At 67.8% G+C, this 25,534-nt stretch carries 36 protein-coding genes; 5 read left to right on the top strand and 31 right to left on the bottom strand.

What is annotated here, in order from left to right; all coding sequences use genetic code 11:
- Window positions 1-231: 231 nt before the first annotated feature.
- Complete coding sequence (locus tag ACWPMZ_RS15655) at window positions 232-807, bottom strand: hypothetical protein (RefSeq protein ID WP_455704989.1); 576 nt, start codon at window positions 805-807, stop codon at window positions 232-234.
- Between the two features lie 94 nt (window positions 808-901).
- On the opposite strand from ACWPMZ_RS15655, the gene ACWPMZ_RS15650 reads away from it, so the two are divergent.
- Window positions 902-1,324 (top strand): thermonuclease family protein, encoded by a 423-nt coding sequence (locus ACWPMZ_RS15650; protein ID WP_455704988.1) that lies wholly within the window; start codon window positions 902-904, stop codon window positions 1,322-1,324.
- Between the two features lie 292 nt (window positions 1,325-1,616).
- Here the strand turns inward: ACWPMZ_RS15650 and ACWPMZ_RS15645 are convergent, their stop codons facing one another.
- Window positions 1,617-1,850: a hypothetical protein gene (locus ACWPMZ_RS15645; RefSeq protein WP_455704987.1), complete on the bottom strand. Its 234-nt coding sequence runs from the start codon at window positions 1,848-1,850 to the stop codon at window positions 1,617-1,619.
- 7 nt (window positions 1,851-1,857) lie between these two features.
- Here ACWPMZ_RS15645 and ACWPMZ_RS15640 point away from each other — a divergent pair, with 7 nt between their 5' ends.
- Together ACWPMZ_RS15640 and ACWPMZ_RS15635 are read left to right on the top strand one after the other, a co-directional pair.
- Complete coding sequence (locus tag ACWPMZ_RS15640; RefSeq protein ID WP_455704986.1) at window positions 1,858-2,181, top strand: hypothetical protein; 324 nt, start codon at window positions 1,858-1,860, stop codon at window positions 2,179-2,181.
- Window positions 2,182-2,251: 70 nt separating this feature from the next.
- A complete protein-coding gene (locus ACWPMZ_RS15635) occupies window positions 2,252-2,569 on the top strand; it encodes a HigA family addiction module antitoxin (protein WP_455704985.1) in 318 nt (105 codons plus the stop codon).
- A gap of 147 nt (window positions 2,570-2,716) precedes the next feature.
- Here the strand turns inward: ACWPMZ_RS15635 and ACWPMZ_RS15630 are convergent, their stop codons facing one another.
- The 5 genes from ACWPMZ_RS15630 to ACWPMZ_RS15610 are packed head-to-tail and all read right to left on the bottom strand — an operon-like array spanning window position 2,717 to window position 4,638.
- Window positions 2,717-3,037, bottom strand: coding sequence for a hypothetical protein (locus ACWPMZ_RS15630; protein WP_455704984.1), 321 nt, complete (start codon window positions 3,035-3,037; stop codon window positions 2,717-2,719).
- Window positions 3,037-3,228 carry a YegP family protein gene (locus ACWPMZ_RS15625; protein WP_455704983.1) on the bottom strand — a complete coding sequence of 64 codons (192 nt, stop codon included), beginning with the start codon at window positions 3,226-3,228 and terminating at the stop codon, window positions 3,037-3,039. The genes ACWPMZ_RS15630 and ACWPMZ_RS15625 overlap by 1 nt, the downstream gene beginning before the upstream one ends.
- A gap of 26 nt (window positions 3,229-3,254) precedes the next feature.
- On the bottom strand, window positions 3,255-3,653 hold the full coding sequence (locus ACWPMZ_RS15620; protein ID WP_455704982.1) for a hypothetical protein: 399 nt from the start codon (window positions 3,651-3,653) through the stop codon (window positions 3,255-3,257).
- Window positions 3,650-4,282: a lysozyme gene (locus tag ACWPMZ_RS15615; RefSeq protein WP_455704981.1), complete on the bottom strand. Its 633-nt coding sequence runs from the start codon at window positions 4,280-4,282 to the stop codon at window positions 3,650-3,652. The genes ACWPMZ_RS15620 and ACWPMZ_RS15615 overlap by 4 nt, the downstream gene beginning before the upstream one ends.
- A complete protein-coding gene (locus ACWPMZ_RS15610; RefSeq protein WP_455704980.1) occupies window positions 4,279-4,638 on the bottom strand; it encodes a hypothetical protein in 360 nt (119 codons plus the stop codon). Before ACWPMZ_RS15610 ends, ACWPMZ_RS15615 begins: the two co-directional genes overlap by 4 nt.
- A 338-nt stretch (window positions 4,639-4,976) precedes the next feature.
- Between ACWPMZ_RS15610 and ACWPMZ_RS15605 the strand changes: the two genes are divergently transcribed.
- Both ACWPMZ_RS15605 and ACWPMZ_RS15600 read left to right on the top strand, forming a co-directional pair.
- Window positions 4,977-5,180: a Flp family type IVb pilin gene (locus tag ACWPMZ_RS15605; protein WP_455704979.1), complete on the top strand. Its 204-nt coding sequence runs from the start codon at window positions 4,977-4,979 to the stop codon at window positions 5,178-5,180.
- Window positions 5,181-5,245: 65 nt separating this feature from the next.
- Complete coding sequence (locus ACWPMZ_RS15600; RefSeq protein ID WP_455704978.1) at window positions 5,246-5,425, top strand: hypothetical protein; 180 nt, start codon at window positions 5,246-5,248, stop codon at window positions 5,423-5,425.
- A 104-nt stretch (window positions 5,426-5,529) separates the two neighbouring features.
- On the opposite strand, the gene ACWPMZ_RS15595 is transcribed toward ACWPMZ_RS15600, so the two are convergent.
- The 24 genes from ACWPMZ_RS15595 to ACWPMZ_RS15480 all read right to left on the bottom strand — a co-directional run bounded on the left by ACWPMZ_RS15595 (window position 5,530) and on the right by ACWPMZ_RS15480 (window position 25,264).
- The gene (locus tag ACWPMZ_RS15595; protein WP_455704977.1) at window positions 5,530-6,405 is read right to left on the bottom strand and encodes a hypothetical protein; all 876 of its coding nucleotides are present in this window, start codon (window positions 6,403-6,405) and stop codon (window positions 5,530-5,532) included.
- The gene (locus ACWPMZ_RS15590) at window positions 6,406-7,380 is read right to left on the bottom strand and encodes a hypothetical protein (RefSeq protein WP_455704976.1); all 975 of its coding nucleotides are present in this window, start codon (window positions 7,378-7,380) and stop codon (window positions 6,406-6,408) included.
- 2 nt (window positions 7,381-7,382) lie between these two features.
- Window positions 7,383-7,877, bottom strand: coding sequence for a hypothetical protein (locus ACWPMZ_RS15585; protein ID WP_455704975.1), 495 nt, complete (start codon window positions 7,875-7,877; stop codon window positions 7,383-7,385).
- Entirely contained in the window at window positions 7,874-8,248 is a 375-nt protein-coding gene (locus ACWPMZ_RS15580) for a hypothetical protein (protein WP_455704974.1), read from the bottom strand. Before ACWPMZ_RS15580 ends, ACWPMZ_RS15585 begins: the two co-directional genes overlap by 4 nt.
- 2 nt (window positions 8,249-8,250) lie before the next feature.
- On the bottom strand, window positions 8,251-11,109 hold the full coding sequence (locus ACWPMZ_RS15575) for a phage tail protein (protein ID WP_455704973.1): 2,859 nt from the start codon (window positions 11,107-11,109) through the stop codon (window positions 8,251-8,253).
- Between the two features lie 3 nt (window positions 11,110-11,112).
- A complete protein-coding gene (locus ACWPMZ_RS15570; protein WP_455704972.1) occupies window positions 11,113-11,517 on the bottom strand; it encodes a DUF6950 family protein in 405 nt (134 codons plus the stop codon).
- Window positions 11,518-11,534: 17 nt separating this feature from the next.
- Complete coding sequence (locus tag ACWPMZ_RS15565) at window positions 11,535-12,185, bottom strand: hypothetical protein (protein WP_455704971.1); 651 nt, start codon at window positions 12,183-12,185, stop codon at window positions 11,535-11,537.
- Window positions 12,185-12,757 carry a hypothetical protein gene (locus tag ACWPMZ_RS15560; RefSeq protein WP_455704970.1) on the bottom strand — a complete coding sequence of 191 codons (573 nt, stop codon included), beginning with the start codon at window positions 12,755-12,757 and terminating at the stop codon, window positions 12,185-12,187. The genes ACWPMZ_RS15565 and ACWPMZ_RS15560 overlap by 1 nt, the downstream gene beginning before the upstream one ends.
- A gap of 4 nt (window positions 12,758-12,761) precedes the next feature.
- Entirely contained in the window at window positions 12,762-14,654 is a 1,893-nt protein-coding gene (locus ACWPMZ_RS15555; protein ID WP_455704969.1) for a hypothetical protein, read from the bottom strand.
- 189 nt (window positions 14,655-14,843) lie between these two features.
- Entirely contained in the window at window positions 14,844-15,296 is a 453-nt protein-coding gene (locus ACWPMZ_RS15550) for a hypothetical protein (RefSeq protein ID WP_455704968.1), read from the bottom strand.
- A gap of 9 nt (window positions 15,297-15,305) precedes the next feature.
- Window positions 15,306-15,749 (bottom strand): hypothetical protein, encoded by a 444-nt coding sequence (locus ACWPMZ_RS15545; protein ID WP_455704967.1) that lies wholly within the window; start codon window positions 15,747-15,749, stop codon window positions 15,306-15,308.
- Between the two features lie 4 nt (window positions 15,750-15,753).
- Window positions 15,754-16,155 (bottom strand): tail completion protein gp17, encoded by a 402-nt coding sequence (gene gp17, locus ACWPMZ_RS15540; protein WP_455704966.1) that lies wholly within the window; start codon window positions 16,153-16,155, stop codon window positions 15,754-15,756.
- A gap of 1 nt (window position 16,156) precedes the next feature.
- Window positions 16,157-16,735: an HK97-gp10 family putative phage morphogenesis protein gene (locus tag ACWPMZ_RS15535; RefSeq protein WP_455704965.1), complete on the bottom strand. Its 579-nt coding sequence runs from the start codon at window positions 16,733-16,735 to the stop codon at window positions 16,157-16,159.
- Window positions 16,735-17,061, bottom strand: a complete 327-nt coding sequence (locus ACWPMZ_RS15530) for a phage head completion protein (RefSeq protein WP_455704964.1) — start codon at window positions 17,059-17,061, stop codon at window positions 16,735-16,737. The genes ACWPMZ_RS15535 and ACWPMZ_RS15530 overlap by 1 nt, the downstream gene beginning before the upstream one ends.
- Window positions 17,061-17,636 carry a head-tail connector protein gene (locus tag ACWPMZ_RS15525; RefSeq protein ID WP_455704963.1) on the bottom strand — a complete coding sequence of 192 codons (576 nt, stop codon included), beginning with the start codon at window positions 17,634-17,636 and terminating at the stop codon, window positions 17,061-17,063. Before ACWPMZ_RS15525 ends, ACWPMZ_RS15530 begins: the two co-directional genes overlap by 1 nt.
- A gap of 29 nt (window positions 17,637-17,665) precedes the next feature.
- Complete coding sequence (locus ACWPMZ_RS15520) at window positions 17,666-18,028, bottom strand: hypothetical protein (RefSeq protein ID WP_455704962.1); 363 nt, start codon at window positions 18,026-18,028, stop codon at window positions 17,666-17,668.
- Between the two features lie 57 nt (window positions 18,029-18,085).
- On the bottom strand, window positions 18,086-18,280 hold the full coding sequence (locus ACWPMZ_RS15515) for a hypothetical protein (protein WP_455704961.1): 195 nt from the start codon (window positions 18,278-18,280) through the stop codon (window positions 18,086-18,088).
- Window positions 18,281-18,374: 94 nt separating this feature from the next.
- Entirely contained in the window at window positions 18,375-19,781 is a 1,407-nt protein-coding gene (locus ACWPMZ_RS15510; protein WP_455704960.1) for a phage major capsid protein, read from the bottom strand.
- A gap of 27 nt (window positions 19,782-19,808) precedes the next feature.
- Window positions 19,809-20,510: an HK97 family phage prohead protease gene (locus ACWPMZ_RS15505; RefSeq protein ID WP_455704959.1), complete on the bottom strand. Its 702-nt coding sequence runs from the start codon at window positions 20,508-20,510 to the stop codon at window positions 19,809-19,811.
- Complete coding sequence (locus ACWPMZ_RS15500; protein ID WP_455704958.1) at window positions 20,507-21,802, bottom strand: phage portal protein; 1,296 nt, start codon at window positions 21,800-21,802, stop codon at window positions 20,507-20,509. The genes ACWPMZ_RS15505 and ACWPMZ_RS15500 overlap by 4 nt, the downstream gene beginning before the upstream one ends.
- Complete coding sequence (locus ACWPMZ_RS15495; protein ID WP_455704957.1) at window positions 21,775-23,511, bottom strand: terminase large subunit; 1,737 nt, start codon at window positions 23,509-23,511, stop codon at window positions 21,775-21,777. Before ACWPMZ_RS15495 ends, ACWPMZ_RS15500 begins: the two co-directional genes overlap by 28 nt.
- A 3-nt stretch (window positions 23,512-23,514) precedes the next feature.
- Window positions 23,515-24,000 (bottom strand): hypothetical protein, encoded by a 486-nt coding sequence (locus tag ACWPMZ_RS15490; RefSeq protein ID WP_455704956.1) that lies wholly within the window; start codon window positions 23,998-24,000, stop codon window positions 23,515-23,517.
- A 75-nt stretch (window positions 24,001-24,075) separates the two neighbouring features.
- Entirely contained in the window at window positions 24,076-24,396 is a 321-nt protein-coding gene (locus ACWPMZ_RS15485) for a hypothetical protein (protein ID WP_455704955.1), read from the bottom strand.
- Window positions 24,397-24,676: 280 nt separating this feature from the next.
- The gene (locus ACWPMZ_RS15480) at window positions 24,677-25,264 is read right to left on the bottom strand and encodes a hypothetical protein (RefSeq protein ID WP_455704954.1); all 588 of its coding nucleotides are present in this window, start codon (window positions 25,262-25,264) and stop codon (window positions 24,677-24,679) included.
- Window positions 25,265-25,534 lie beyond the last annotated feature (270 nt).

The raw sequence follows: 25,534 nt of genomic DNA, 5'->3' as shown, positions 1-25,534 counted from the left end.
ATGGCACAATCGCGGAAGTCTGCGCTTTGTCGTGGCTAACCAGTCCGGCTCCGCCGCGAACGTCCATCCGTATCCTGTGCGACTTGGCGAACCTTGGTCGTGACCCAGAAAAAGCCCCAGCTCGACAATTTCCAGACGCCCCGCGCGAGATTGAGTGCGACGATGACGAGAAGCACTTCAATGAGCGGCTAGGAAAGCTGGGGAATCAAAATCCGAGGAAGCACGGCCCAACTAGGCCGCAGAGGCGTCAATCCCGATGGCCTGGCAGCCGCCTAAAATGGTAAGTCCGCCAAATTGGAAGCCGTTCGAACTAACCAGTATGGGCTTTTCGAAGCTCACGCCGGTCATCTCAACAAAGCTCGTTTCCGCGCCAAGTTGAAAGCCGCTCGCCTTTAGATACTCCTTGAGACGAGCAACCACCTTTGGGGTTCGCCCTGTATCTCTCCAGAATAGGGAGACAGGACGGGCCTGATCAAGGTCGCCCGCAATCTCTGCGAGAACCTCGTCGGTTAACTCGAAGCGCTGCTGCCCCACATTGACCGTACCGTGGCCGAGTGCGAACCCCGAGCCAGTGTTACTAACGGTATAGGAGGTGCCGGCCGGCCGCTCGTTTTTTCCGATCTTGGCGGGGATAAACAGCATCCCCACGAGACCCGCGATTCCAACAACGGACGCAATCATGCCCGCTACGAGGATTATATCCCTGTAGGGGGACTCGGCTGCAAGAGTGAGGGCGCTAATCACCGCTGGCGCTCCCACAGCGAACAGCGTCCCGAAGATCGTTCCTGCAATAGTCCGCCGGTCCATCGGGCCGACCTACCGTGGGTTTGTGAGCTACACAATCGCCCAGCCTTTTGGCCCGCAATTCGACGGGTTTCCACGCGGCTGCTAAGCGCCCGCCATGCCAGTTCTGCCCGTCATGATCCTCGCTCTTCTCTGCGCCGCCTGCTCGCCCCTTCCCGCGGCAGAGCCGCTGACTGCAGCATGCTCGGTCACCGACGGCGATACGCTGCGATGCGGGGAGGAGCGGGTCCGACTGCTGGGGATCGATGCGCCCGAAACGGCCGGCCACTGCCGGCCGGGGCGACAGTGCGCGCCGGGTGACCCGACGGCGGCCACGAACTCGCTGCGCGCAGCGATCGCCGGGCAGGACTTGACGATCCAGCGCATCGGCAAGGACCGGTATGGGCGCACGCTGGCGATCGTCCGTGCGGGCGGGGTGAACCTCTCATGCCGGCAGCTTGCCGGCGGCTCGGCAATCTACGTCCGCCGCTGGGACACAAAGCAGGCGGTCGCGCGCGACTGCTCCGATTTGGCCCGATGACAGCCAGCGCGAAGTGGCACGCTGGGCAGGGAACGAACTTGCCCAGCGTGCCAGATCGAGAACGCGACATTACCAAGTTGCGTTAGCAGGCCGGACCGGGTTGATTGCGAAGAGGCCGGTCTGCCGCTGCCGCTTGTGCATTTCCGTGGGCGGATCGCCAAGCGGAATTGCCGTTTAACAACGGTTTTACAGTTTGTCGGCCGAACGCGGGAACGGTCGAACGCGGAAATCTTTTACGATGAATGGCGCACCGGGCGGAAGCGAACCCGGCCGGTGCGCTTCCCCCTCTCGATCACGTACCCACGCTCGGCGTAATGTGCGCGCCGCGGTGGCCGCACTGCTGGCACTTGAGCCGCTCCTCCAGCACCTCGATCTGTAGCATCCGGCCGCGCAACCGGTGCTCGGTCATCATCGCCACCGGGTGCGCGTCGACGTCGCGGCCGCACTCAGGGCGCAGGCAGCGGATGCGCAGGTAATAGCCTTGCCGGGCAAAGTCGTTGACCGAATCGAGGCTGTGGCGGACCATGACCCAGATGGAACAGACACGGAACAAAGCGCAAGCACCGGCATGCCCGCTGTGCTGGCTCGAGGAAAAGACCGGTGCGCTCGAAGTCGTCGCCGACACGCTCGGCCGCAAGGCGGTCAGCTGCACGCGCTGCCGCTGGACGGCCTGGCAGGACGAAACGCCCGAGCCCGGCGCCTCGGGCCTGGCCGACGATCTCGATTGCTGCCCGACGGTAGGCGAACCGCCGGCGCGCATCGTGCCCGAGCACCTGTGCCACCGGATCGGCCAGGTCTTGCGCACGGAAGCAGCCGACGCACAGGGCTGGTTCACCCCGCCGAGGCTCGACCGATAGCGGCGGCGTCCCGACATCCTTTCCGGGCAAAATTGTTGACCGAATCAAAGCTGTGCCGGACCTTGGGCCCATGAACCACAGTCCGACATCCCTTGAGACTCGCGACATTCCCGATCATCCCGGTAAAATTCTGCGGGAAGAGGTGATACCCGAAACCGGCCTTTCGAAGACTGCGTTTGCCAACAGGCTCGGCATGTCGCGCGTGGGGCTTCACAAAGTACTTTCCGGCAAGGCTGGCGTGTCGACCATGATGGCTCTCAAGCTGGGTCGCCTGCTCGGCACGTCCGCCGAAAAGTGGCTCGCGCTGCAGCAGACCTACGACCTGGCCAAGACCCGCGTCGAAAAGGCTTCCGAGCTCGAGAAGGTCGAGGCGCTGGACTCGGCCTAACCTGCATTGGGACAGGCCGCGCGCAGCCGCGCGTTGTGCGCCTGCAGCCACGCGACGGTCCGATCGGTGTCGAACCGGTTGCCCGGGTCGTCCTGCCCCGCTGTGTCGGCCGGGGCGTAGCGGACGAGCTCGTCGCCCTGGCACCAGCTAGAGCGGCTTAAGACGTTCGCAGGCGCCGGGACGGTCGCTGTCGAGCAGGCACTGGCGATAACGCACAGCATTGCGCTCGCCGCCGCGATTGAGAGCTGCTTCCGCATGACTTGCTTCTCCTAACTGGTCGAGGGTGGTTTCGTGGCCGGCCGCGACCGCTTCGGCCGCGCCGCTGTCCTGCGCGGTTTCGATCATCCGCCGGTCGCGGTTGTCGGCCACCTTGATCACGACGATCGCCGCGGCGGCGAGGAGCGCCAGGCCGCCGGCGATCAGCTTGGCCTTCAGCGGCCAGAGCGCGGGGTTGATCCAGTCGGGCATCACCGCGGCCCCTTCGTCGAAGCCGACGGCGCCTCGGCCCGGATCGCGTTGATCATGGCCACGGCGTCCCCGCGGTTGTTGTACCCTTCGCCGCTGGTGGCGACGATGCGGCCGTTCCGTGCTCGCAGGCGCCAGCACCATTGCGGGCGCAGCAACAGGCCGCGCCGGGCGCGGTAGATCTCGAACGTCATCGTCGGTCCTTTCGCTATAGGATTGCTCAGCGGCTCGCCTCGGGATCGTCGGGCACCTGCGAGGCGATCTCGTCGGCGCGCTGTTCGGCCGCTGCGGCGGTGGCCTGCGCCGCTTGGGCGGGGGTCGACGGCGGCGCCTCGTCCCCGCCCGCCCAGTCGAGCGAGCGGTTGCCCCAGCGGGCGGACAGGCTGCGGCGGTTGATGGCGAAGCCGAGCCCGATCAGAACCAGCCCCACCGAGACGATCGAGACCACCGCCACCGCGCCGATCGTGCGCGCCCGGCCGGCCTCGGTCGCGCCCGACCAGTTGCCGCTCGCCAGAATCCAGCAGAGCCAGACCGCGACCAGCGTCAGCACCGCCGCACCGAGTACCGAGAAGAGCAGCGCGACCATCGCGCGCCAGTCCTTCGGCGGCCAGCTGTTCATGACCCGCTCCGGTACAGCGCTTCCTCGGCGGCGCGGCGCCGAACCAGGCCGCGCAGCACCTTGCCGCCGGCCTTGTTCCAGCGGGCGAACTCAGCCGCCGCCTCGGCGAAGCGCCCGGCGCGGTGCAGCTTGGTCAGCGTCGCGCGGCCGATCGCCCCGGTGTTGTAGTGGAAGCTGACCAGCGCATCGAACTGCGCCTGGCTCGTGCCCGCCAGCGACGAGCCGAGTGCCAGCGCGACCTCGCCGGCGTACTTGGCCGTGTCGCGCTCGAACAGCTGGTCGACCTGCGCGCGGGTGAACAGCGTGCCCAGCGGGATCGGCTTGCCGTCGAGCCCCTTCGTGCTGCCCCAACCCACAGTCATCGGCAGCCCGCTCGGCCCCGGATCGGGATAGGCCTCGATCGCGCCGTTCGGCAGGACCTTGTGGCACCCCTCGAACCGCTTGATCAGCGCCAGCCCCTCGGGCCCCACCGCTCGCGGCGTGAAGGCCTGCTCGGGCTCGCTCGGCACGTCGGGCACCGCGCGGCCCTCGGCAGCCTCGATCGCCGCATCGAGCGCGGCGATCTCGTCGTTCCGGAAGCCGCGGCCCAGCATCCGCCGCACGGCGTCGAAGATGGTCTTGCGCGTCATCGTCCCCCGCTCCTGTGATAACCCTCGAGTTGCGTCACCCGCCGCTCGATCTCGGTGAACCGCGCGGCCTGCTGCGGGCCCTGCGCAACCTGGCGTTCGTCCATTCGCGCCAGCGTCACCTGCATCTGGCTGACCGACGTGACGAGCCAGAAGCCGAGACCAATCAGCGCCGCCGAGCCGAACCCGGCGATCGCCCCGACCAGCCATTTCACCAGTGGGTGCAGGTCGCTTTTTGCGGGACCTGGCGGATTCTGCGCGTTGAACCGCACGATCGCCGCGTCGGCGATCTGCTCACCGAGCAGCCGGATCTGCGCCATGTCGCCGCTGTGCGGCTGCGGCGGGTGCTCAAGGTTCAAGGCGCAGACCTCCCGGGCGCACCGCCAGCACGAACAGCGTAGGCGCAAGCGCGGTTGCCCACGCGGCCAGAATACAGGCACAGGTCAGCGGCATGGCGGGCTCCGTCATGTGAGTTAACTACAGTTGGCAGGAAATTGACGGTCTAAGTCATTGTAAACCGGAGAGAGTGCAAACCGCGTTAACAGCTTGTTGACCGACTCGGGCGTTATGTTGATGCTTTTAGGCGTCAGAGGGCTGAAGCTCGGGAAGTCCAAGCCCCCTGCACTGGCTAACCGGAAATAGATGCCGGAGCCTTTGGACAAGGTGCCGTTAAGTGCGGCCAAAAAGGGGAAATACCATGACCAATTTTCTTCGTTCGTTCGTCCGTGATGAGTCCGGCGCTGCTGCTGCCGAATACGCTCTGATCCTCGCCATCGTCGGTGCCGGCATTGCTGGTGGCGCGCTCTACTTGGGCGACAAGGTTAACGACTCGCTTCGGGCAACCGGCGACGAGCTGGCCGCCTGTCAGACTGCCACGTCCTCGAGCGTTGCTGGCTGCTAATTCTACGTTCCCTGGAAGCCCCGCCATGCCTAGCGTGTGGCGGGGTCTTCCTGTATGATTGTCCGATGATCGCAACTCTCAAGAAGATCGGCACCTTCTACGCCAAGGCAGGCAAGACCGGCGTTGTCTTCGCCCTGGGTTTCTTTGCGGGCGTTTTCTTTACTGGTGTCCTGTTCGGACTCTATGGCAACAGCCTCGACGCGAGGGCCATGCCTGCCCCGATGCAGGCGCTCACCCCATCCTAAACATCACGAGCCAGCTACTTCTACCCGCTTCGGCGGTGCTGGACGTGATGGCGGGCGGCTTGTCCAATACCCAAAAGGGGCCGCCCGCACCCTCTTCTCTCTCGTTAATTGACCATCACCTGGCGCCTGCGCACCGGCAGTGACGCGGCGCCGACATCGAGCCAGACGCCTACCTCGACCGTCGCCAGCGCAAAACCCTCTGGCGGCTCGGCCCACGCTCCCATCTCCACCTTCGAGAAGTCGACCTGGTTCGGCGCATCGAGCCACGCGCCCATACTCACCGTGGCGAAGCTGGCGGCATCGGTTCGCGGCTCGACCCACGCGCCCCCCCCTGCTTTCGATACCTGTAGCGCATTCGCAGCCGGGGCCTCGCCCATGATCTCGACCTGAAACTGCACCCAGGCCGCGTTCGCGCCGGTGACGCTGATCGCGCCCGACGAACCGCCTAACGAGGCGACCGCCTTGTCTCCCCAGACGGTCCGCCCCGCATCGGTGGCGCTGCCCGCATCGTTCTGCTCGGTCCAGCCCGAGGGCGCGGCCATCGCGGTGTTGGCCGCCGAGACGTCGACATACACCGCCAGGCTGTTCGCCCGCGTCGTCGTGATCGCGCTCGTTGAGTGCGTCGAGGTCGCGCCGCTGTTGCTGCCGCTCGCGCCGATCGCCGTGTCGACGACGTTCGCGGCATCGTCATAGCAGGCAATCTGCGCCGAGCAGGCGACCGAGCCCGACCAGGTGAAGGTCGGTGCCCCGGCATTGCCCTTGGCCTGCCACAGCGAGGCCGTGAAGCTGGCCCCGCTGTTGACCTGTGCGATCAGCGACCATCCACTAGTCGCCGTCGAGTGCGTGGCGTTGTTCTTGCTGGTGACCACCGCCAGCATGAAGCCATTGGTCGAGGCCGCGCTCGGCTTGGTGGGCGAGAGCGTTGTGGCCCCGGCCGACTGCGCCCGGGTGCCGACCGAGTTGAATACCGGCCCGGCCATTTACACGGCCTCTTCGTAGATCTCGCTGGCGTTGAAGCCCGACTGCGTGAAGTTCGTGCCGGTGTCCGGGTCGGCGGTGATGATGCGGCACCGCGGCTCGTAGCCACCGTTGTAGCCCATACCCGAGCCCGACGAGTTGGTGCCGCTCGATCCTCGCACGCCCAGCTTGCCGTCCGCGATCGTCCCGTTCACCCGGCCGCGCCCGTTGATGACCATTGCGCCGATGATGTAGCCCGGCGGGAGTGTGATATCGGCGAACACTTGGCCAGCCTTGTTGCCCGCAGCCGTAACCGTCAGCGAAGTGCTGTCGTCCAGGACCGTCTCGTTGATGTCGGTGTAGGTCCCGGTCGCCGCGCCCGTGTTGCTGGCGCTGTTGCCGTTTAGTGCGGCAGCGAGGAAACGGCAGTCGCGGATGTCATAGTCTGCGACCATGATCTGAGAGATAACGATGTAAGAGTAGCTGGTGGAGTTGGGCGACTGGAATGCGGCATGGGTCGCGCTTGTCTGACCGCCCGACCATCCTGAGCCGGTCGACACGGAAGTGCCTGCCAGGAACACCTCGAAACCGGAATTGAGATCGACGCGGATTGCCAAGGTGAGGAGAGAGTCCTCGGCAAGAGAAAAGGCCGAACCCGTGGCTGTCCACGCCGTGCCGTTCCAATACTCGGGCACAATATTCGTGATGCCGCCGGTGCTGGTCGGCCCATTGAGCCTAAAAACACCTGTCGAGCCATTATAAAGCGTGAAGAAGTTCCGCCCACACCGAGAGTCGTCGAACCATATATCGAACTTGAGCCAAACCGTCCCCGTCGCGGCGAACGTCGCCGTGGCGAACGCTCCAGTCGTGCCCCCGGTGGTCAGTCCTGACGAAACAAAGCTGGAATTGAACCTGTTCGCGAGGGTAGTCTCCACCATCGCGACGTTCGTGCGGGTTAACGCAGCCAGCGAGTTGCCGGCGAAGTACTTGGTCGGCATCGTCAGTCTCCGATCGAGAAGGTGGCCACCAGCGTCAGCACGTAGCCGACCGCCAGCGGGTCGACGGTGGCAGGGCCGACCGCCTGTAGGATGTTGGTGCCGCCCACGAGGACGATCGGGTCGCCGTCCGTGGTGGCGAAGGTCACGACGCCAGTATCTGAGATCGTGATCGATCCCGTGCTGTCACCATCGAGAACCAGGTCGATCGGGTAGGTGTCGGCCGGGTTCGTCCCGTCGGGCGTCTTGAGACCGACCGAGCCAACGAGATTGCCCGGAAAGGTCCAGGTTTCGCCATCGGGCGGCGTGAGCGTGAGCAGCACCTCGCTCTCGGTGAGAGCGGTGCCCACGATCTGCGAGGTGAAGATGCGGCGGTTGGCGCCAAAGTACGTGGCCAGCTCGGCAATATCCAGATGCCGCCCGAACCCGCCCTGGTCGATCGGGATCTTCTCCGTCCCGTCGAGCGGATCGGCCGCCGGGAAGGCGCTCACCTGTGTCATTCGTGCGGCTCCTCATGTCCTGCTTGCCCGCGCTGGCGGGTTCGTTCCTTGGCGACGAAGGCCGCGCGCTTCGCGATCACGTCCTTCGCCAGGTCCTTCGGCTTCACGCCGATTGCGGCCGCCTCGGCCGCGAGCAGGCCCTGCGGCAGCGCGATTCCGGCCAGCACCAGCTGCGCCTCGAGGAACTTGAGCGCGCGTGCCTCGGCGATGTGGGCGACGCCGGCCTTCCAGTCCGCCAGCCCGCGGCTGTCGACCTGCCAGCGGCCGTTCACCAGCGTCTCGAACGGGCCCGGCCAGCGGTCGACCTCGACCGCGCCCTCCGGCAGGTCCTCGCCCTCGTGAAAGGCTCCGGCGTGAAAGTAGATCGCCATCGTCAGCTACTCACCGCCGCGAGATCGCCCGCGAAATATACCGTGTAGAAGCCGCCGGCGGCACCATAGAGCCGGTATTTCTCGACCGCCCCTGGCGTCAGGCCGGTATCGCCATCGGTCTTGCTGCCCTGCCCGGGCACGCCGCCGATCGCGACGTAATTCGACGACGGGCCCGCCGGGCTGCCGAAGGCGACGTAGGCCGAGCCGTTCCACTTGTACCATTGCACCGAGCAGGTCTGGGTGCCGGTGTACTGGTCGGAACTGAATTCGTAGCTGGCCGACAGGCTGACGGTGCCGCCGCTGCCGACCGTCACCTCGAGCTCGTCGCCGATCGCGAATTTCGTGGTGCCGTAGACGATGCCGTTGACCGCGCCGTAGGCCGAGCCCGCGGTGCCCGAGCCGCCCCCGCCGCTCGACGGTGCGCCGTCCTTCTGCATCGTGACCTTGTGCTCGACAGTGTAGACCCTGCCTTCGAAGGTGGCGGCGATCTCCAGGATCGAGCTCGCCTCGAAATAGTAGATGTTGAGCCGCCCGGGGTTCGCATCGCCCAGCGTCTCGATCGTCGAATTCAGCGCCCCGTAGGTCAGCGTCCGCGCCCACTCGGCCGCGGCCGTCACGTCCAGCTCGCCCTTGAGCAGGCGGAAGGCCACGTACCGCGGATCGACCTGCCCGGCCTTGGGCACCCCGGCCACATCGCACAGGATCACCGTCTCGGGCACGTTGGGCACGTTGACCGTGACGTCGGCGGTCGGCTCGTATTCGGCCAGCCAGGGCTCGAACACGGTCCACCACCCGCTGCCGCTGCCGGTATCCGGATAGCCGATGCTGACGGTCGCCAGCCCCCAGCCCGGTGCCTGCGCGCTGCCGTTCAGGGTGACCTCGCCGTCGGCCGGGTCGAGCGTGCCGATCACCGAGCGGCTGAGGAAGTCGCCCGCGGTATCGAGCCAGTCGATCGCCACCGTCAGCGGAAAGGCCGCCTCGCCCTCGACGAACAGCTCCACCGGCACCGTCGAGCCGCCATCCTCGAGCTCGACGGTCTCGACGTCGATCTCGACCGGAACCAGCCCGCTCCACGAAGGCTGCGCGGTGATGCGCAGGTAGAGCCGCTTGCCCGGAAACGTCCGCGGCATCCGGTCGGTCGAGGTCGAGTAGACGATCCGCACGTCGGTGTCGGCGGTGAACCCGATCCGCGCCGCCCAGTTCGACCGGCTGTCCGCCCAGACCACCCGGTCCGCCTCGTCGGGCAGGATCCAGTACGCCGGGTCGAACGTGTCGTCCCACAGCAGCTGGCCGTTCGGCGGCGCGCCGAAGCTGGTGTACCACGGGTGCAGCGTCGGATCGTAGCCGGTCGGCTGCCCGGGGACCACGGCGGGGGTCTCGTCGGCATCCCAGGCGTAGATGTCGGGATGCTCCTCGGCGAGCACCATCGGCACCCTGCCGTCGATCGCGATGCCCATCGCCGCCACCCGGAACGGCTTGGCATCCCAGCCCAGGAACGCATGGCTCACGGTCACCACCTGTCCCAGGCTGACCTGCCACGCGCGGGCATTCATCGTGACCGAGTAGGTCCCCGGGTATTGCAGGCGCTGCAGCCGCTGCTTGGCGAGCCGCTGCGCCTGCCCCGGCGATTGCACCAGCGGCAGGTCGAACGCATCGAAGCGGTCCTGCCCGTCCACGCTGTCCAGCGCGACCTCCGGGTAGTCGCTCAGCTGGTAGAGCGCGCCAGGCTCGACATAGCGGCCCCGCACCACGTTCGGCGTCTCGTGCAGCGCGGCCGTCTGCTTCCACAGTTCCTCGCCGAGGATGTCGTTCTCGGTAAAGGCGGCCACCGGCACGGCAAGGTCGTTGTGCAGCACGGTCAGCGCCAGCTTGCCGCCGGCGTCGCGCAGCACCGCGTTCATGCTGGCGTTGAGCGCGCCGAGCACCTCGCTCGGGCCCTCGGCCTCGGTGAACACGCCGTCGCAGCGATAGCGCGGCTCGGTCCCGCCCACGGCCAGCGTCACCGGCTCGTCGCACAGGTTGGCCGCCGTGATGAAGCTGTCGAGATCGATGCGCCCGATCGGCACCCCGCGCCCGACCGCCAGTTGCCCGTCGATCCGCCAGCCCACGAGGTAGGCCAGCATCTGCAGCGCCGGGTTGCGGCCGCTGTCGCCGAACACCCAGGTCGCCTGGTCCTCGGGATCGACGCCCGGGATCCGCACGTCGGGCACCGGCATGCCCCGGCCCACGATGGTCACGCGGGTCGGCACGCTCTGCGCGAAGGGGCTCGGCGTGGTCTTGTTCTTTTCGGTCAGCAGGAAGCGCAGCCACAGGTGCGCGCATCCCGTCAGCGAACTGGCAGCCGTCCACGTCCCGTCGACCGCGAAGCCGTTGCCAGTGACGCCCTCTTCCTTGGCGTAGATCTGCAGGAACCACGGATCATAGGCGCCCGCGTTGATTCCGCCCGAGGCCGACCAGGCCATGCGGTCGTCGAGCCAGACCTCCTCGACTGCGTCGGCCGCGTGGCTCGCGGCCGCGACGATCCAGTTGAGGTAGTTCTGGTTCGCCCCGGTGTACGCCTGGTAGCGGATGTCGGTCGCCATCGCCGTGCGGCCGAACACGATCTTGCGCGGGGCCTGCGGGTCGAGGTTGGCAAACAGTCGGTTCGTCGTTTCGGCCGGCAGCGACTTCGGCTTCTTGGCGAGCAGCTGCGCGCCGAGGCTGAGGCCCATGCTCGCGGCGGTGAGCGCACCGGCGGTGATCCCGCCCAGCGTCGCGGTCAGGCCCGCCAGTGCGGTTGCACCGATGACCGCGCCCACGCCCGTCAGGACAAGCGCCGCCGCGCCGACGACGATGGCGGCGGTTTTCAGGACCTTCGACACGGCTCAGACCTTCCAGGCCCGCGACCAGCGCCGCCGGGGTTGCCGGATCAGCCCGTCCAGCCCGTCCTCCATGCCGACGAACAGCGCATCGCCGCCCACGCACACGCCGGGAATCCCGTCGACATCGGCGACGATATCGCCGCGCAGGGCCATCAGCACCGGCTTGTCCGTCAGGTGCGCTCCCACCAGCTCCGCCGGATCGGCAAAGCCGAGCTCGCGCAGATACCGGCTCGCTCCGGCCGCGCTGCGATACTTGCCCCGGTAGCCCATCGCCAGGTTCACGCCGGTCTGCGCTTCGATCGCCGCGGCGATGAACTGCAGGCAATCGTGCCGGCCATACGCATGCGGGCGCGAGGCCACCCCGGCCAGATAGGCCGAGAGCCGCGGCTCCCAGTCGCTCAGACGCATCAGGGGAACGCCCGCCGTCACAGCACGAAGTCTTCGGTCAGCCGCCGCGCATACTGGGTCGAGGTCGCCGCGTAGCCGGCCCCTCCCCCCTGCCCGCTGCGCGCATTGTTCGCTGCCGCCAGCGTGGCCGCCGCGCTGGTGTCGGCCGGATCGAACAGCGTCTGCGACAGGTAAGTGCGATTGGTCGGCTCGCCGAGCGCGGCGAGGTAGTTCTCGATCGTGATCTGAATCACCTGCAGTTCAGGCGCCGGCACGATGTCGAGCGCCGCCATGTACCCGGTGTAGTAGGGGGCGATGGCCCCGGCGGCGGTGCCGGTCTCGTCGCGCACCTGCACCCACAGGCGGCAGGTGCGGCCCTGCCAGTTGGCCCGATCGGCGATCGTCGCCAGCAGCTCGGCATCGGGGAGGAGCAGCCCGGACAGGGCGACCGTGACCGTGTCCGACCCGCCTTCGCGGTGGCTCACTTCCGACACGCTGACCGCCTGCGGATCCACGGCGATGTAGTCCCCGTCGAGCTCGGCGTCGCCGCTTTCCTCGATCGCGATGTTCATGCCGGCGGTGCAGGCGCGGATCGGATCGCCCAGAATGTCGAGCCAGGCGTAGAACACCGGCACGATGACCTGCTCGTCGTCGAGCAGCGTGATGGCGGCGGCATCGAAGGCGGGCATCAGTACGCCTCCTCGACTTCGATCCCGTCGAGCGCGAACATGCCGCCGGGCTGCGCCAGCCAGCCCACTGTCTCGGCGCTCAGCGCGACCTGGGCGTAGGGGTTGACCGTCTCGACCGTGTTGCCCGCCTGCGCCTCGCGCAGCGCCGGGCGGAACTGCGCCGTCGTTCCTGCCATGTCGGCCGTCAGCACCACCATCTGGCGCGCTCCGCTCGGCAGGCCGAAGGTCATGTACTGCCCGGACTTGAGGCCGATCGCCGCCGACAGGTCGACCGTCTGCGCCCCCGCGCTGGCCGTCACGGTCGGGTTGGCCCCGCCGTGCTGGTCCCATGCCGCGGGCAGGAAGAACGTGTGCACCTGGCCCTCGAGGCTGGCGAGGAAGCCGCGCCATGCCTGCACCTCGGCATCGTCGCGGTAAGGCACGAACTCGACCGCGGCGGCCCAGCGGCCGCCGAGATAGCCCATCACCTTGCGCCCGCCGGTGTAGCCCGAGCGGTTGACCTGCGCGGGTTGGATCAGCCGCCAGGCGATGCCGCGGAAGTGCATCTGGTCGGGCAGGGTCTTGACCGCCATCGGATCAGCCCAGGCTCGGCCGGCTCAACGCGCGCAGCGTCTCGCCCTTCGCCCGCGCGACGATCGGGCCCGCGGCCTGCACCAGCTTGCCGTCGAGATAGACGTCGAACAGCTTCGACGGGAGGATCTCCAGTCGGCCGCCCCTGCCCGCAAGAGCGCTCACGTCCGGATGCACGCGGCTGCCGCGCGGGAGCTCGATCAGTTCGGGCCGCTTTTCACCCACGAGGGCGAGCCCGCCGGGGTGGAAATCCGTTCCGTTGGCATAGGCCGGGACCGTCCGGTTGATGTTGCCCGCGATCTTCGAACCGAAGACGCCGATGCTGCCCAGTTGCAGCCCGAACGACAGCACGCTTTCGAGGATGTTGAGAAAGCCGCCGCGCTTGATGGCATCGGTCATGCGGCCGAGAGAGGCGACCGTGTCCTGCGCCAGGTCGCCGAACGACTTGGCGATCTCGACGCGCGCGGTCTTGCTCTTCTCTTCGAACCGGCCGAGCCATTCCTCGTAGCGCTTCTGCGCCTTGTCCATTTCCTCGCTGCCGAGCGGTGCGGCGCTCACATCCGTGCCCGCAAGGATCGTCCCCCCGGCCGGGTTCAGGCCGAACCGCTCGCGGCTCAGGCGCTTCATCGCCGCCTCCAGCTCGCCGCCCTGCAGGCTCTTCTTCAGAACCTCGGCGTCGGCCGCGAAGTCGAGCGCCGCGCGTTTCTCAGGGAACAGGCGGTCGAGCAGGCCGCGTAGCTCGCGGAACGCATCGCCCGCCTTCTTCGTCGCGCGCTCGGCCGGGTCGACCAGCGTGGAATCGAGCCGGGCCATGTGCTGGCCGATCTCGTCCACCATGTCGGGGATGTCGGAATTGCCGACGACGCGCATGTACAGTCGGTGGAAGAAGTCACCCACTTGGCCGAGGTCGCCTTTGACCTTCGCCCAGATGCGCCCAAGCGCGTTGCCCATGTACTGGCCGATGCCGTTGATCATCGCCTGGATGCTTCCGAGCACCCGCCACTTCATCCGCTCGACCGCGTCCGCCAGCGTGCCGCCGTAGATGTCGCGCATCATGTTGCGCAGGTTCGTCGCCCACGCATCGCCCGCGTCGAGGAAGGACTGGGAATCGTTGACGAAGCCGATCAACCCCATCTTCAGGTCGCTCACGCCCTGCTCGTACTTGAGCAGCGCCTCGGCGTTCTCGAGCAGCTTCTTGTTCTGCTGTGCCTCGAGCACGTAGCGCAGCGCGGCGACCTTGTCGGCCACCTCGTCGGCCTTGGCGATGTCGCTCTCGCTCAGCACCACGCCGAGGTCCTGCGCCGCCTGCCGCAGGGTATCGACGCCCGCCGCACCGCCCTCCAGCAGCGCCATCAGCTTCTGGCCGGACTTGCCGAACAGGTCGACCGCGATCGCCGCGCGCTGCGCCGGATCGGGGATCTTCGACATGCCTTCGGCGATCAGCGGAATCACGTCGCCGGCATCCTTGCCGCGCACCTGGTCGAGCGAGATGCCGAGCTGCTCGAGAGCTTTCGCAGGCTCCTTCGCGCCCAGCGCGGCATCGCCCAGGCGCCGCGTCAGCTGCGCCAGCCCCTGATCCATCTCACCCTGTGAGAGGCCGACCTGCGTTGCGGCGTAGCGGTATTCCTGCAGTGCCCGCGTGGACACGCCGAGCGCGGCCGCTTCCTCGCCGAGGCCGCCAGCGGCGTCGACTGCCGCCTGCGTCATGTCGCGCAGCTGGCTGACGACCTCCCAGCTGACCATCCCCGCCAGCGCCCCGCCGACCGCCTTGGCGACGCGCGTCATGTGGCCCTGAAAGTTGGTCGCGTCCTTCTGCGCCTTGCGCGTGCCGGTCTGGAACGCGGCGGTGTCGAGGTTGAGGCTGATCGCCAGGCGGGCGATAACGTCGGTGAATGCCACGCCCCTAACCTTCCTGCTGTCTGTGGAGGAACCGGCGCATGCGAGCCAGTACGTCGGCGCCGCCCTTCTCCGCCGCGGCCTGCCGACTCGGCAGCGCGAGGTAGTGCGCCAGGTTCTTCATTTCCTTGCCGACACGGCGGAAGTTCTCCGCGTGCCAGCCTGCTGCGATCGCCCCGTCGCGCGCCGCCTTCAGCCGGGCGGCAACGACGATGGCGAAGACTTTCGGCGTTGCCCGGAAGAACGCTTCCGGGTCGAGGCCCGCTTCGCACCATTGCCCCCAGAGCTCTTCCCAGCTCGGGGCTTTGCGCGAGGGCGGGGTTCGTCCCCATCCTCCTTCTTTGGAAAGGCCGCCTCGGCCGCCTCCGCGAGCACGGGGGCGATTGCATCGCCATGCTCGAGCATCATCCGGTTGGCCTCGCGCAGCGTGACCTTGGGATGATGCGCCCGCAGCGCGCCGAACAGCATGGCGCCTTCCGCCCCCTTGAAGCCCAGCGTCGCCTCGGCCATCGTCAGCGCCAGGGGCTTGCGATAGGCGGCCTCAGCCGCAATCAGCGCCTCGTGGTCGAGCACCAGGATGAATTCCTGCGCGCTCTCCCCTTCGCCGATCGTCAGCGTGGTCGCGCCGTCGAGAGGATGTCCCATCGATCAGGCTCAGCTGTGCGCGACGGGCGGGTCGAGCGTGACGATGCGGAAAGTCGCCGTGGTCTGGATCACGCCGTCGGCCACGACTTCGCCGCGGTTGACGTTGATGCAGCGGCAGGTGCCTTCGATGTCCACCGCCGGCTCGCCGTCCTCGGGGATCACCGCCATGAACGCCCGCACGTCGTCGGCCGCCTGCGCCGCGTCGAGCAGCGTCGCGGTGGTGGAGAGCAGCCGGGTGTGCATCACCACGTCGAAGTCGCTGTCCTCGTAGAAGGTCGAGATGTGCTCGCGCCGCCAATCCGGCGACTTCAGGTGGGTCTTGTCCACCTGTTCCCGTCCGCCGGGGTCGGGGATCTTGAATTGGACCACCTCGACCAGCTCGTAGAGCGTGGTTCCGTTGTGCAGGTGGAACTCGCCCATGTAGCCGACGGTGGCTTCCTGAGTCTCGGCCATGATGTCAGTCTCCTCGGTAATCGATCTGGGTTGCAAAGCTCACGAGGTGGACGAACCCCACCCCGGGAATGTCGTCGCCCGCATCGCGGGCCAGTTCGGGCTCGGTGCGGACGAAGGTGATCCCGTCGACCTCCGCCCTGCCCGCCAGCGCGGCACGCGCCGCCTGCGCCAGCGACCATGCGGAAGCATGCGTGGCGCCGAAAGCATCGAGCCGGACGAAGGCGCGCTTCAGCCCCGTCCCGCCCGCCAGCACCTGCGTCTCGCTCCCCCCCAGCGCCTGCAGCCGCAGGTAAGGCCAGGCCTTGCCCTGCGGCACCGCCGACCAGTGCACCCGGTCGCCGGCCAGCGCGGACACACCCGCGTCGGCAATCAACCGCGCGGCCAGCGCGGCGGCGAAGTCGGCCATGTCAGGTGCCGAACACCGCGGCGTGGCGCTGCGCCTTCGCCGCCTTGTTGGCGATGCGCGTCTTGGCCTTGCCGATCTCGACGAGGATCTCGTCCTTCATCGCCGTCAGCACCTGGTCCTTCCGGGCCAGGAACGCCGGCAGCACGAACGGCTCGGCCGGCATGACGCCGGTCGACTTGCCGCTGCTCTTCCAGAACCGCTCGCCCGTGCCGAACTCGACCAGGTGGGCATGCGGCGCGTTCGAACCGATCAGCATGAACACCCGCGTGCCGTCGCTTTCGCCCCCTCGCCGCGCCGACCGCATCGCGCTCTGCGCGTCGCGGTGCGACCCGCCGGCGCTCAGCGTCTGCGAGTACTCGGCGAGACCGGTCAGGTTGCGGCTCTTCGCGCTCACCCGGATCGACTCCGCCAAGTTGCCCGTCGGCCCGCGCGGCGCGAGCCGCCGCATCTCGTCGGCCATCAGGTCGCCCGCGCGCCGCATCGCCCGCACGGTTGCGTTCTTGGCGATGTTGTTCGGCAGCGCCGCGAGCTTCGCCTCGAGATCGCCGAAGCCGTCCAGAGTCATCTCCTGAAAGCCCATCAGCCTGCCCTCGTCGCGGTGAATTCCAGTTCGGTCCGGCCGATCAGCGCGGGCGGGCCCTCGATGTCCCACGCGGCCCCGGCCATCACGATCCGGTCGCGCTCGGTGACGGCCCGGGTCTTGGCCGTGGTGAGCACTCGGAACGTCGCCGCCTGGCTCGCCTGCTCCGCAGCGGACTGCCGCCGCTCGGCACTCGACCCGAACCGCACCGCGGCCCACGCCGCGCACCACACCGACCAGGTCGAAACCTCTTCGTTGTGGCTGTCCTTCGTCACGCTCGCGCGCTCGAACGCGATCTTCCGATCCCGCTTCCCCGCGCCCAGCATCAGACCCGCACCGGCACAAACGACGCGCAGAGCGCCCTGAACCCAAGCGGTATCTCGCCCGAGATCGTCCCGGTGATCACCGCCTCGCGGTTGGCGAACAGGTGCGCGGTGAACATCTTGACCGCCTGCACCAGCGCGGGCGGACGGTTGGTCTCGTCGAACCCCGCGTTGAATTCCACGAACAGTTCGCTGTCGACATCGGTCGGCCACTCTTGGCCGGCAGCCGGCTTGATCTCGCCACGAGCTCCGACGCGCAGCCCGTTGACGTCGATCTCGCGTGCTGTGCCATCCCCGTCGCGATACCGGACCGCGGCGATCTGCGTCACGGGCCAAACCGGCAGGCGCAATCGACGGGGCAGCGCTTCGGCGCTCCACTCGATCCCTGCGCACTCCGCCAGGCGGACTTCGCAATAACGTTCCACCATGTCGACCGCCGCGTCGCGGAAGACCGAGACGAGATCGTCGAACTCGGTCTCCTCGGCATCGATCGCCAGGTGCGCCTTCATGTCGGCGAGCGGAACCACGCCCTCGCCGTAATCGGCGGAGCGGGCGAACGGAGAGAGCTCGAACATCATCGCGCGTCAGCCCGCTCGCCCGCCCGGCCTCAATCGACGAGGATGTGGAAGGTGCCGCTCTTGGCGTTGCCGCCCTGCGCGATCACGATCTTCACCCGGTCGTGGCCGATCGCCACCGGCTCCAGCGCCGGGACGGTCCCGTCGAGGGTCGCGGCGACGCCGGCGGTCGTGTGGGTCGCCAGGCGCGGCGCACAGACCTTCGAAGCGTTGACGTCGGCCTCGGTCCAGATGTTGGCACCCGTCGCTTCGGCAGTGATGGTGAAGTCGACGCCGTTGGCGAAATCCCCCTTCACGTAGCCGATCTGGTGGATTTTGCCGCTGATGCGGCTCGGGCTGTAGGCGGTGGCGGTGCCGTCCGCTGCGGTGGTCACGCTGACCGTGTAACGACGCATTTCGGTTCTCCTGGTTGGCGGACCCGCCCTTGCGGGCCCTGGGGCGGACGAGCGGGTTTACTGCTCGCCCTTGTTCTCCGGCGGCTGCGCCATCTTGTTGCGCGGTTTGGGAGCCTTCTTTGCGCCGATGACCTTCACCGCGCCGCGCCTCTCGAGGCGGGCAGCGTCGGCGGAATCCATCTCGCGCTTGTCGCCGGGATTGAACTCGCCCCCATTGAGGGTGCGCAGCACCACGACGCGAACTTTGGCCATTGTGTGTCTCCTTCGCTTTCGGGAGCCCCGCAGCCCGGGGCTCGCGAAAACGGGGGCGAGCTTGCGCCCGCCCCCGAGACTTCGATCAGACCTGTCAGCCGACGCGGCCGAGATCGCCGTAGACCAGCGCCTCGGGCCGGTAGACCGCGAGGGCGAGCCGCTCTTCGGCGCGGATCGTCACCTTGTTCTTGATGAAGTTGTCCTGGTCCTCGGTGCTGACCTCGACCGTCGCGTCCTGTCGGTCGAAGATCTGCGCCGCCAGGTCGAACGCTCCGACCAGGAACTTGTCGACCGTCATCGCCTGGGTGGCCACGACCGGCAGACCCCACAGCCGCGGCTGCGTGGTGCCCTGCGGATTGCCGATCAGGTAACGCCCCTGATCGTCCTTCATCGTCTCGATGAAGGCCCAGTCGATCGGGTTCAGGACGATGCCGTTCGCCGGGTACTCGGCGAGCGCCACCTGCAGGATGCCGTAGCGGATGTCGTCGATCATGCTGTCGGCGACGAGGCTGCCAGGCGCCGCGTAGGACGTGGCGTTGGTGATCAGGCCGGACAGGTGCTGGCCGGTTCCGTCGCCGGTGAGCAGCTCGGTTTCCTCGACGTAGGCCAGGCCGTAGCGCAGCCGCTGGTCGATGATCGACTGGAGCGCCGGCGCATCCTGCAGGATTTGCACGTTGGCCCGCATCCAGTGGGCGATCGTGCGGACCGAGGCGGTCGCCTCTTCCCACTGGATCGACGACTGCGGCTTCGCACTGCCTTCCGCGACCGGCGCGGCAGCGTTGGTGAAGCCGGTTTCCTGATCGTACTCGATGGTGTTCGAGTTCGTCCGGCCCGGCGCCAGCAATGCCCGGATCGTCATGCGCCGCTGCGGCAGCTCGACCGCGGAGACCCGCTGCGGCTGCACCAGCGTGCCGACCGACCCATCGGCGTTGGTCGTGAGCGACGAGATGTCCTTCACGTCTACGACGATGCGGCCCCGCGGGCGCGCCTCGCCGGCGAACGCCTTGAAGCGCTCGTCGTTGATGAAGCGTTCACCGGCCGTCTGGCCGTCTTCGCCACGACCGTTGTCGCGCGCCAGCTTCTGCTCGATGTCGTCCATGCGAGCCTTGGCTTCGCCCAACGCGGTCAGCGCCTCGTCGGCCTTTTCCTTGGCGGTGTTGGTCAACGCCTCGCCCGCCTCGGCCTTGCCGAGCGCGTTTTCGGCGATCGCCTTGACCGCGTCGAGGCTGCGGTCGAACGCCGCCTTGGTCTCGGCGGCGAGCTCGGCGGCGGTCTTCGTACCGTTGCCGTGGCGGTCGGGCCCACGCAGATAACGGCCGAGCTTGAATTCCCGTGCCGACATCGGCCCGAGAGTTCCGGCCAGAGCCAGGCCGGCAAGGCCGGTCAGCCCGCTGGCGGGTGCCGCGACATGACCCATAAGGTCGGCGGCCATTGCGACGCTGGGAGCGAGCGCGGCGAGGCAGGCGACCGCGCAGGCCGCCGCAAAGCGTGAAATATTCATGGTCAGGGTTCCTTCGTTGGCGGCGGCTCAGTCGGGCTCGCCGGTCAAATCCACGACGTCAGCGGTGGCAAGCGCGGTCCAGAAGTCGATCTCCGGGTCGCTTTCGGCAGGGCCCCCCTGCGCGTCAGCCAGGCAGCAGCGCACCGCGCGCTCCGCCTCGCTGTTGGAAAAGCCGAGGTATTCCTTGAACAGCTCTTCCATCTCGCGCGGCTGCAGCCGGTCCCCGGCGGCGAGGCGCGCAAGCGAATCCTCAAGTTCGGCCGCCTTCACGGCACCCACGGTGGCCTGGTCGTTCGCCGCGAGCGACACGACCGAGACCTCGATCAGGTTCAATTCCTTGAGCTGGACGATGCCGGCTTCCTCGTCGTCCGCCGACTTGACCACGCGGTAGCCGATGCTCAGCCCGTCGATGTCGCCGGCCTTCAGCAGGGCGTAGGCTTCGGCGCCCTTCTGCACGTCCATGTTCAGCTTGCCGGTGACCAGCAGGCCGTGATCGTCCTCGGCACACTCGGTCCAGCTGCCGATCGGCGAATAGGGATCGTGCTGCCAGAACATCTTCGGGCGGGTCTTGTTGCGGCGGTGTTCCGCCAGGCTGCGCTTGAACGCGCCCGGCATGACCACTTCCTTGTAGCTGTCGACGTTGCCGAACACGCTGCCGTAGCCGCTGAACTCGCCGGTCTGCTCGAGCGCCTTGAGCTCGAGCACCGCGACACCTTGCTTCGTCTTCATGCCGGTTTTTCCTCAGCCAGCGCCGTGCTCAGCGGCACGTCTTGCATCTGCACGAATGCCTCGTCCCCACCCGGGATCGGCGGCAGGTTTTCGAGCCGGCGCGCCTCGTTGCGGGTCATCACGCCCAGGCGCACCATGATCTGATAGAAGGCGGCCCGCCCCGCGCTGTCGCCGCGCAGCAGGTCCTCCAGGTTGAACTTCACGGCCAGGCCAGACTGGCGCTCCTGCCGCGTGAGCAGTTGCTTCGTCGCCGACTTCTCGACCCTCTTGAGCCGCTTGCGCAGCGTGAACTTCAGGAAGCCGAGCACGTCGACCTCTTTGCCCGTGCCCCAGTTCGACGACTTGTCGCCGTAGCCGACCATTGCCGGCGGCACCCCGAAGATGCGGCAGATCTCCTCGCCGCTGAACTTGCGGCTTTCGAGCATCTGCGCGTCCTCGGGGTTGATCGACAGCGCCTGCCAGGTCAGCCCATTGTCGAGCAGCATCGGCCGCCCCGCGTTGATCGACCCGACGAACTTTTCCTGCAGCAGCGTCTCGACTTCGGCGCGCTGCTCAGCGGTCAGCTTCTCGCCGCCGGGCATCGACAGCACGCCGCTCGGCCGCGCCCCGTTGGCGAACATATTGGCCGCCGCGCGCTCCGCCGCCAGCGCGCCGCCAAAGGCAAGGCGGCACACCGACAGCGTCGACAAGCCGCTTAGCGGCCCTCCGCCGAAGCCGCGGACATGAAACATTTCCGACTGGCGCCGCACCTTGCGCACACCATCGTCGACCCATCGGTACTCGATCTCACCCCCCGCCACCCGCGCGGTGCGCATGGTATCGGGCCGCACCGGGAGCAGCGCAGCGACGCTGCCCGCGCCGTTGCGGACAATCTCGGCGTAGGCGTTCCCCTGCAGCTCGACGCAGGCGAACACGAACTCCCAGAAATCAAAGTCGGTCTGGTCGAAGTTCGGATCCATCGACACGATCTGGTGCAGCGGATGGTCCCGCGCTTCCTGCCGCACCCCGTTTCCGTCAGGACGCATCACCGCGCACGAGAGGCTCGCCGCGCTGCCGGCGATCAGGTTCGTGCAAGCGTAGGTCGCCGACAGCCCGACCGCGTTGCCCGCGCCGGCGTAGGCATCGTTGTACTCGGCCAGGGTGACCCGGTTGGTCGTGAAGTTGTCGCGGTCGCTAACGCTCGCCCCGCCCCAGCGGGTAAGCGCTTCGAGCGACGTCGCCTTCGCGCCGTCCCGTTCGAGGCCAAGAAGCCCCTTCCACCACTTCATGCCGCTCGCAGCCCCGCGATCCATTCATCGGTCGAGACGCTGCCGGCGGCCACGGGCCCACCCTCCAGCAGCTGCACCGCGTTGAGCAACGCGATCAGAGGATCGATCTTGCCGGCGCCGGCCAGCTGCTTGCTGATGTACAAGTTGCTGCCCCTTAGCTCGGCCCGTGCGTTCGAGACGCACCAGGCCATCAGGTTCGAGCCGTCATGCCGCAGCATGCCGTCGCCCAGCTTGAATTCGACTGTCTTGATCGTGCCGGTCAGGCCCACGCCCTGCCGCACCGGGGCGATGTGCCCCTTGCCGGTCTTGTCGTCGTACGGGAACAGCCCCGCCTCGACGAGCGCGTCGAGCAATGTGCCCATTCCCCAGCTGTCGACGCCGATCGCGCCGATGTCGGGGAACAGGCCTGAATCCTTCACCTTCACCGCGATGCTCGCCACGTCGCGGACCAGCTCGCTGCCGGTCTCGACGAACGTCAGATCGCCGTCGGCTTCGAAGCCGATCAGCTGCGTCGCGACATCCTTGCGCCGTTCCTTCACCAGGTCGAGCGCCCAGGCATGCGCCCAGGTCAGCCAGACGCTGGTGCCGCGCTCGCGCCCCGCCACGGCCAGGCCGTACAGGTCGTCCCTCCCGCCGCCGTCGATGCCGACCACCGCGACCTCGCAGCGCATCAGCAGCTGGTCGAGCGTCAGCCCGGGTTCGGCCGCGTCCAGCCAGAAGTCCGCCGCGGCCCAGCGGTCGCGCCGCAGCCGCAGGCCGATCTCGACGTTCAGGTGCTTGGCGAGGAAGACCTGCAGGCCTTCGCCGCCATCGCCCGACTGCTCCTTGCGCAGCTCGCTCTGGAGCCATTCGCGCGTCACCGCCTTCCCGATGTGCGGGTTGGTGACGTGGAACATCTCCGGGTCGAGATACGCCTCGGCCTCGAGCAGATCCTCGGGCCACTCGTAGAGCACCCCCAGGCTGGTCGGATCGTCGATCACCCCGTCCCGCACGTCGCGGAAGTAGGCGAGCTTCGACTTGAACACGCCAGCGGGCGGTTCGTCGCTGTGCGTCGAGACGTAAAGCACGAACGCCTCTTCGCGCGTCGAGGTGCCGCCCGTCGCCTCGCGCAGCATCGCCGCGCTCTTCGGCTTCTTGCCGAACAGCCAGAGCTCCTCGACCAGCACCATGCCGGCTTTCTTGCCGGCCGAGGTGTCGCTGTCGGCGGCCACCACCTTGAGCTCGGCCTTGGTCACCCGGTGCCGGATCAGCCGGTGGTGCTCGACCACATGCAGCAGCGCGGCCAGCTCGGGATCCGCGCGGACCATGCCGACCGCGGGGCCGAAGCTGTTGTTCGCCACTTCCAGGGTCGGGGCGAGGATCAGCAGCTCGGCGTTGTGTCGCCAGTTGATGATCAGCGCCGTCAGCATGATGCCGGCGGCGATCGTCGACTTGCCGTTCTTCTTGCTGATCAGGAGCATGAACTCCCGGATCAGCCGTCGTCCCGAGTCCGGGTCCTCTGCGCCGAAGATCGCCGCGACCAGGTCGAGGATGTCCTGGTCGACGATGTCGCCCAGCGTCGGCCATGAGCCGTCGGTCTTCTGAGGCAGGTCGGTGACCTGCAGGCTGCAGAACACCGCCAGCGCTTCGTCGGCCTTGGCCGGGAACAGCGGCGCGATCGGCACCAAGCTATCGCCCGCGACGATCCGCTCGCGCCAGTCGAGGCACGCCGTCGACCAGGTAGGCTTCTTCATCTCCTAGTTGAGCTGGAGGCCGGGCGGCGGAGGCCGGGTGCCGTACCGGCCCTCGACCTTCGTCGCCGCTTCCTGCTGCTCTTCCTTCTTGCCCTTGGTCGCCGACCTGGCCGGCTCGGTGTGACGTTGCTTGACCCGCTCGCCGAAGACCCGCGCCTGCTCGCGCTCCATCATCTGCTCGAGCTGCTTGATCGCGGCCACGCTGCCGTCCTCGGCCTCGGCCACCAGCTTGGCCATCATGCCCGACCGGACGACGAGGGCCGCCCTCGACTGCTCGGCGCATTCGCGGGAATAAACCTTGCGCAGCGTCTTCACGTCGCAGCCGATCACCGGCGCGGCCGTCTTCTGCGTATAGCCGCAGGCGAATAACACCATGAGGCGATTGGACTTTTCGCGGGTCCATTCGAACCCCGGCCGGCCCTGCCCGCGCGGCGGTTTGGGCACCCACCCGAACAGGCCCGGCGCGTCCTCCGAAATCCCGTCCGACAAGAAAAAATCTCCGAATGAGGGGGGCGGTGGTTTCCCGCGCCGCAGCCCTGTGAACTTTCGACCTCCCCCCCGCCCTCAGCCCCCGCGAGCCCGCGCGGCCTTGGCCTTCGCCGTCTTCGCCTGGTGCTCGGCATGTGTGAGCCACTGCGTGTTCGCCGGGTCGAGGTCCGCGCCCCCGTCCTTGCGCTCGACCTTGTGGTCGAGGATCACCCGCCCGTTCGACCCATCCGCCTTCGCCCGCCTGAGCGCCGCGAAGTAGTCCGCGTCGAGCATCCGCTCGGCCCGCAGCGCCCGCCACGTCCGCGAGGTGTAGAACGGCTCGGCCACCTTGGGCATCGCCGCCACCCGCGAGGGCAGGCGCGAGAGCCGCCCGGGCAGCGCGGTCAACCGTCCCACGTCAGTCTCCGTAGCAGCGCCCGCCCCGATCGAAACCGGAGCGAGACGCTGCCCTCTTGGGAGAGGAGGCCCGAAGGCCGGGAGCCGATGGCGCTGCTCCGAAGGAGAGTGCGTGGCGTCTCCGGGTCGCGGTGGAGCCGCACGCCAGCGCCAAGGCTATCGCTGGGATAGGCCCGGACTGCTGTGGAAACCGAACGGAATATTTGCTGTGGAATCCATTCCACAGGTTGACACGCCCACAGCGCGGAAACGCTGGAGTTTCGCGGCGAGCCACGACAACTTATCCGCCGATCCGCCGCATCTCCCCGCCGAACAGCACCTCGCGCGTCCCCGCAGCGGCACCTTCAGCCAGCCCCTCGCGCGCCAGCATGGCCTTGGCCCGTCGCTCCGGCCAGCCATTCAGCGCACAAACGATCCGCGCCAGCGCCAGGCGATAGCGCCGGGCGGCCGCATCGGGCCCCACGCCCAGCTTGTGCCACCGCACCAGCTTGCCCCACGGCACGCGCCCCTCGCCCGCCGCGAGCCGACCCGTCGCGGTCCACACGAGCCGCCGCTCGGCCTCGCCCACCAGCCCCAGCCACGCCGTCACCCGGTCGCGCTCCGCCACCTCGCCCCGATCGAGCGGCACGCGCGGCGCCGGCGTGTCGAGCTTGCGCACCTGCAGCTGCTTGCCCGCCTCGGTCTCGATCAGCGTCTCGGAGAAGTCGCCGGCGAAGTCGCCGACCTCGCCCTGGATCAGGTGCCACGGACCATCGCCCGCGAACGGCCACTTCCCCTGCCCCGGCGAGCGCCGCCACAGCCCATGGCACGCGATCAGCGCTTCCTCGGCCTGGTCGATCCTGCGCGGGGCACTCCCTTCCACGGCCATTTTGCGCGGAACCCCCGCTTGCGCACCGATGGAAGGGACGGGCCAGCTACCCGTTTCACCCTCTTTATCCTGATTACTCATAGAGATACCTCTCATTCTCCAACCCTCTGGAAGAGACAGATGGAAGGGTGGAAGGCAAAACGGGGTAAGTCCCGCATGACAATTCCCGCTTCGCCTCGCGCATGGCAGGACCCCGGATTTGCCTTCCACCCTTCCAAAAACACGCCAAGTGCCCGGAAACCCGAGCCTTTCGTCCCTTCCATCGTTCGA

The organism is Tsuneonella sp. HG222, assembly GCF_053819185.1.
The sequence above is the reverse complement of the archived record's forward strand: the minus strand, read 5'-3'. Positions and strand labels throughout refer to the sequence as shown.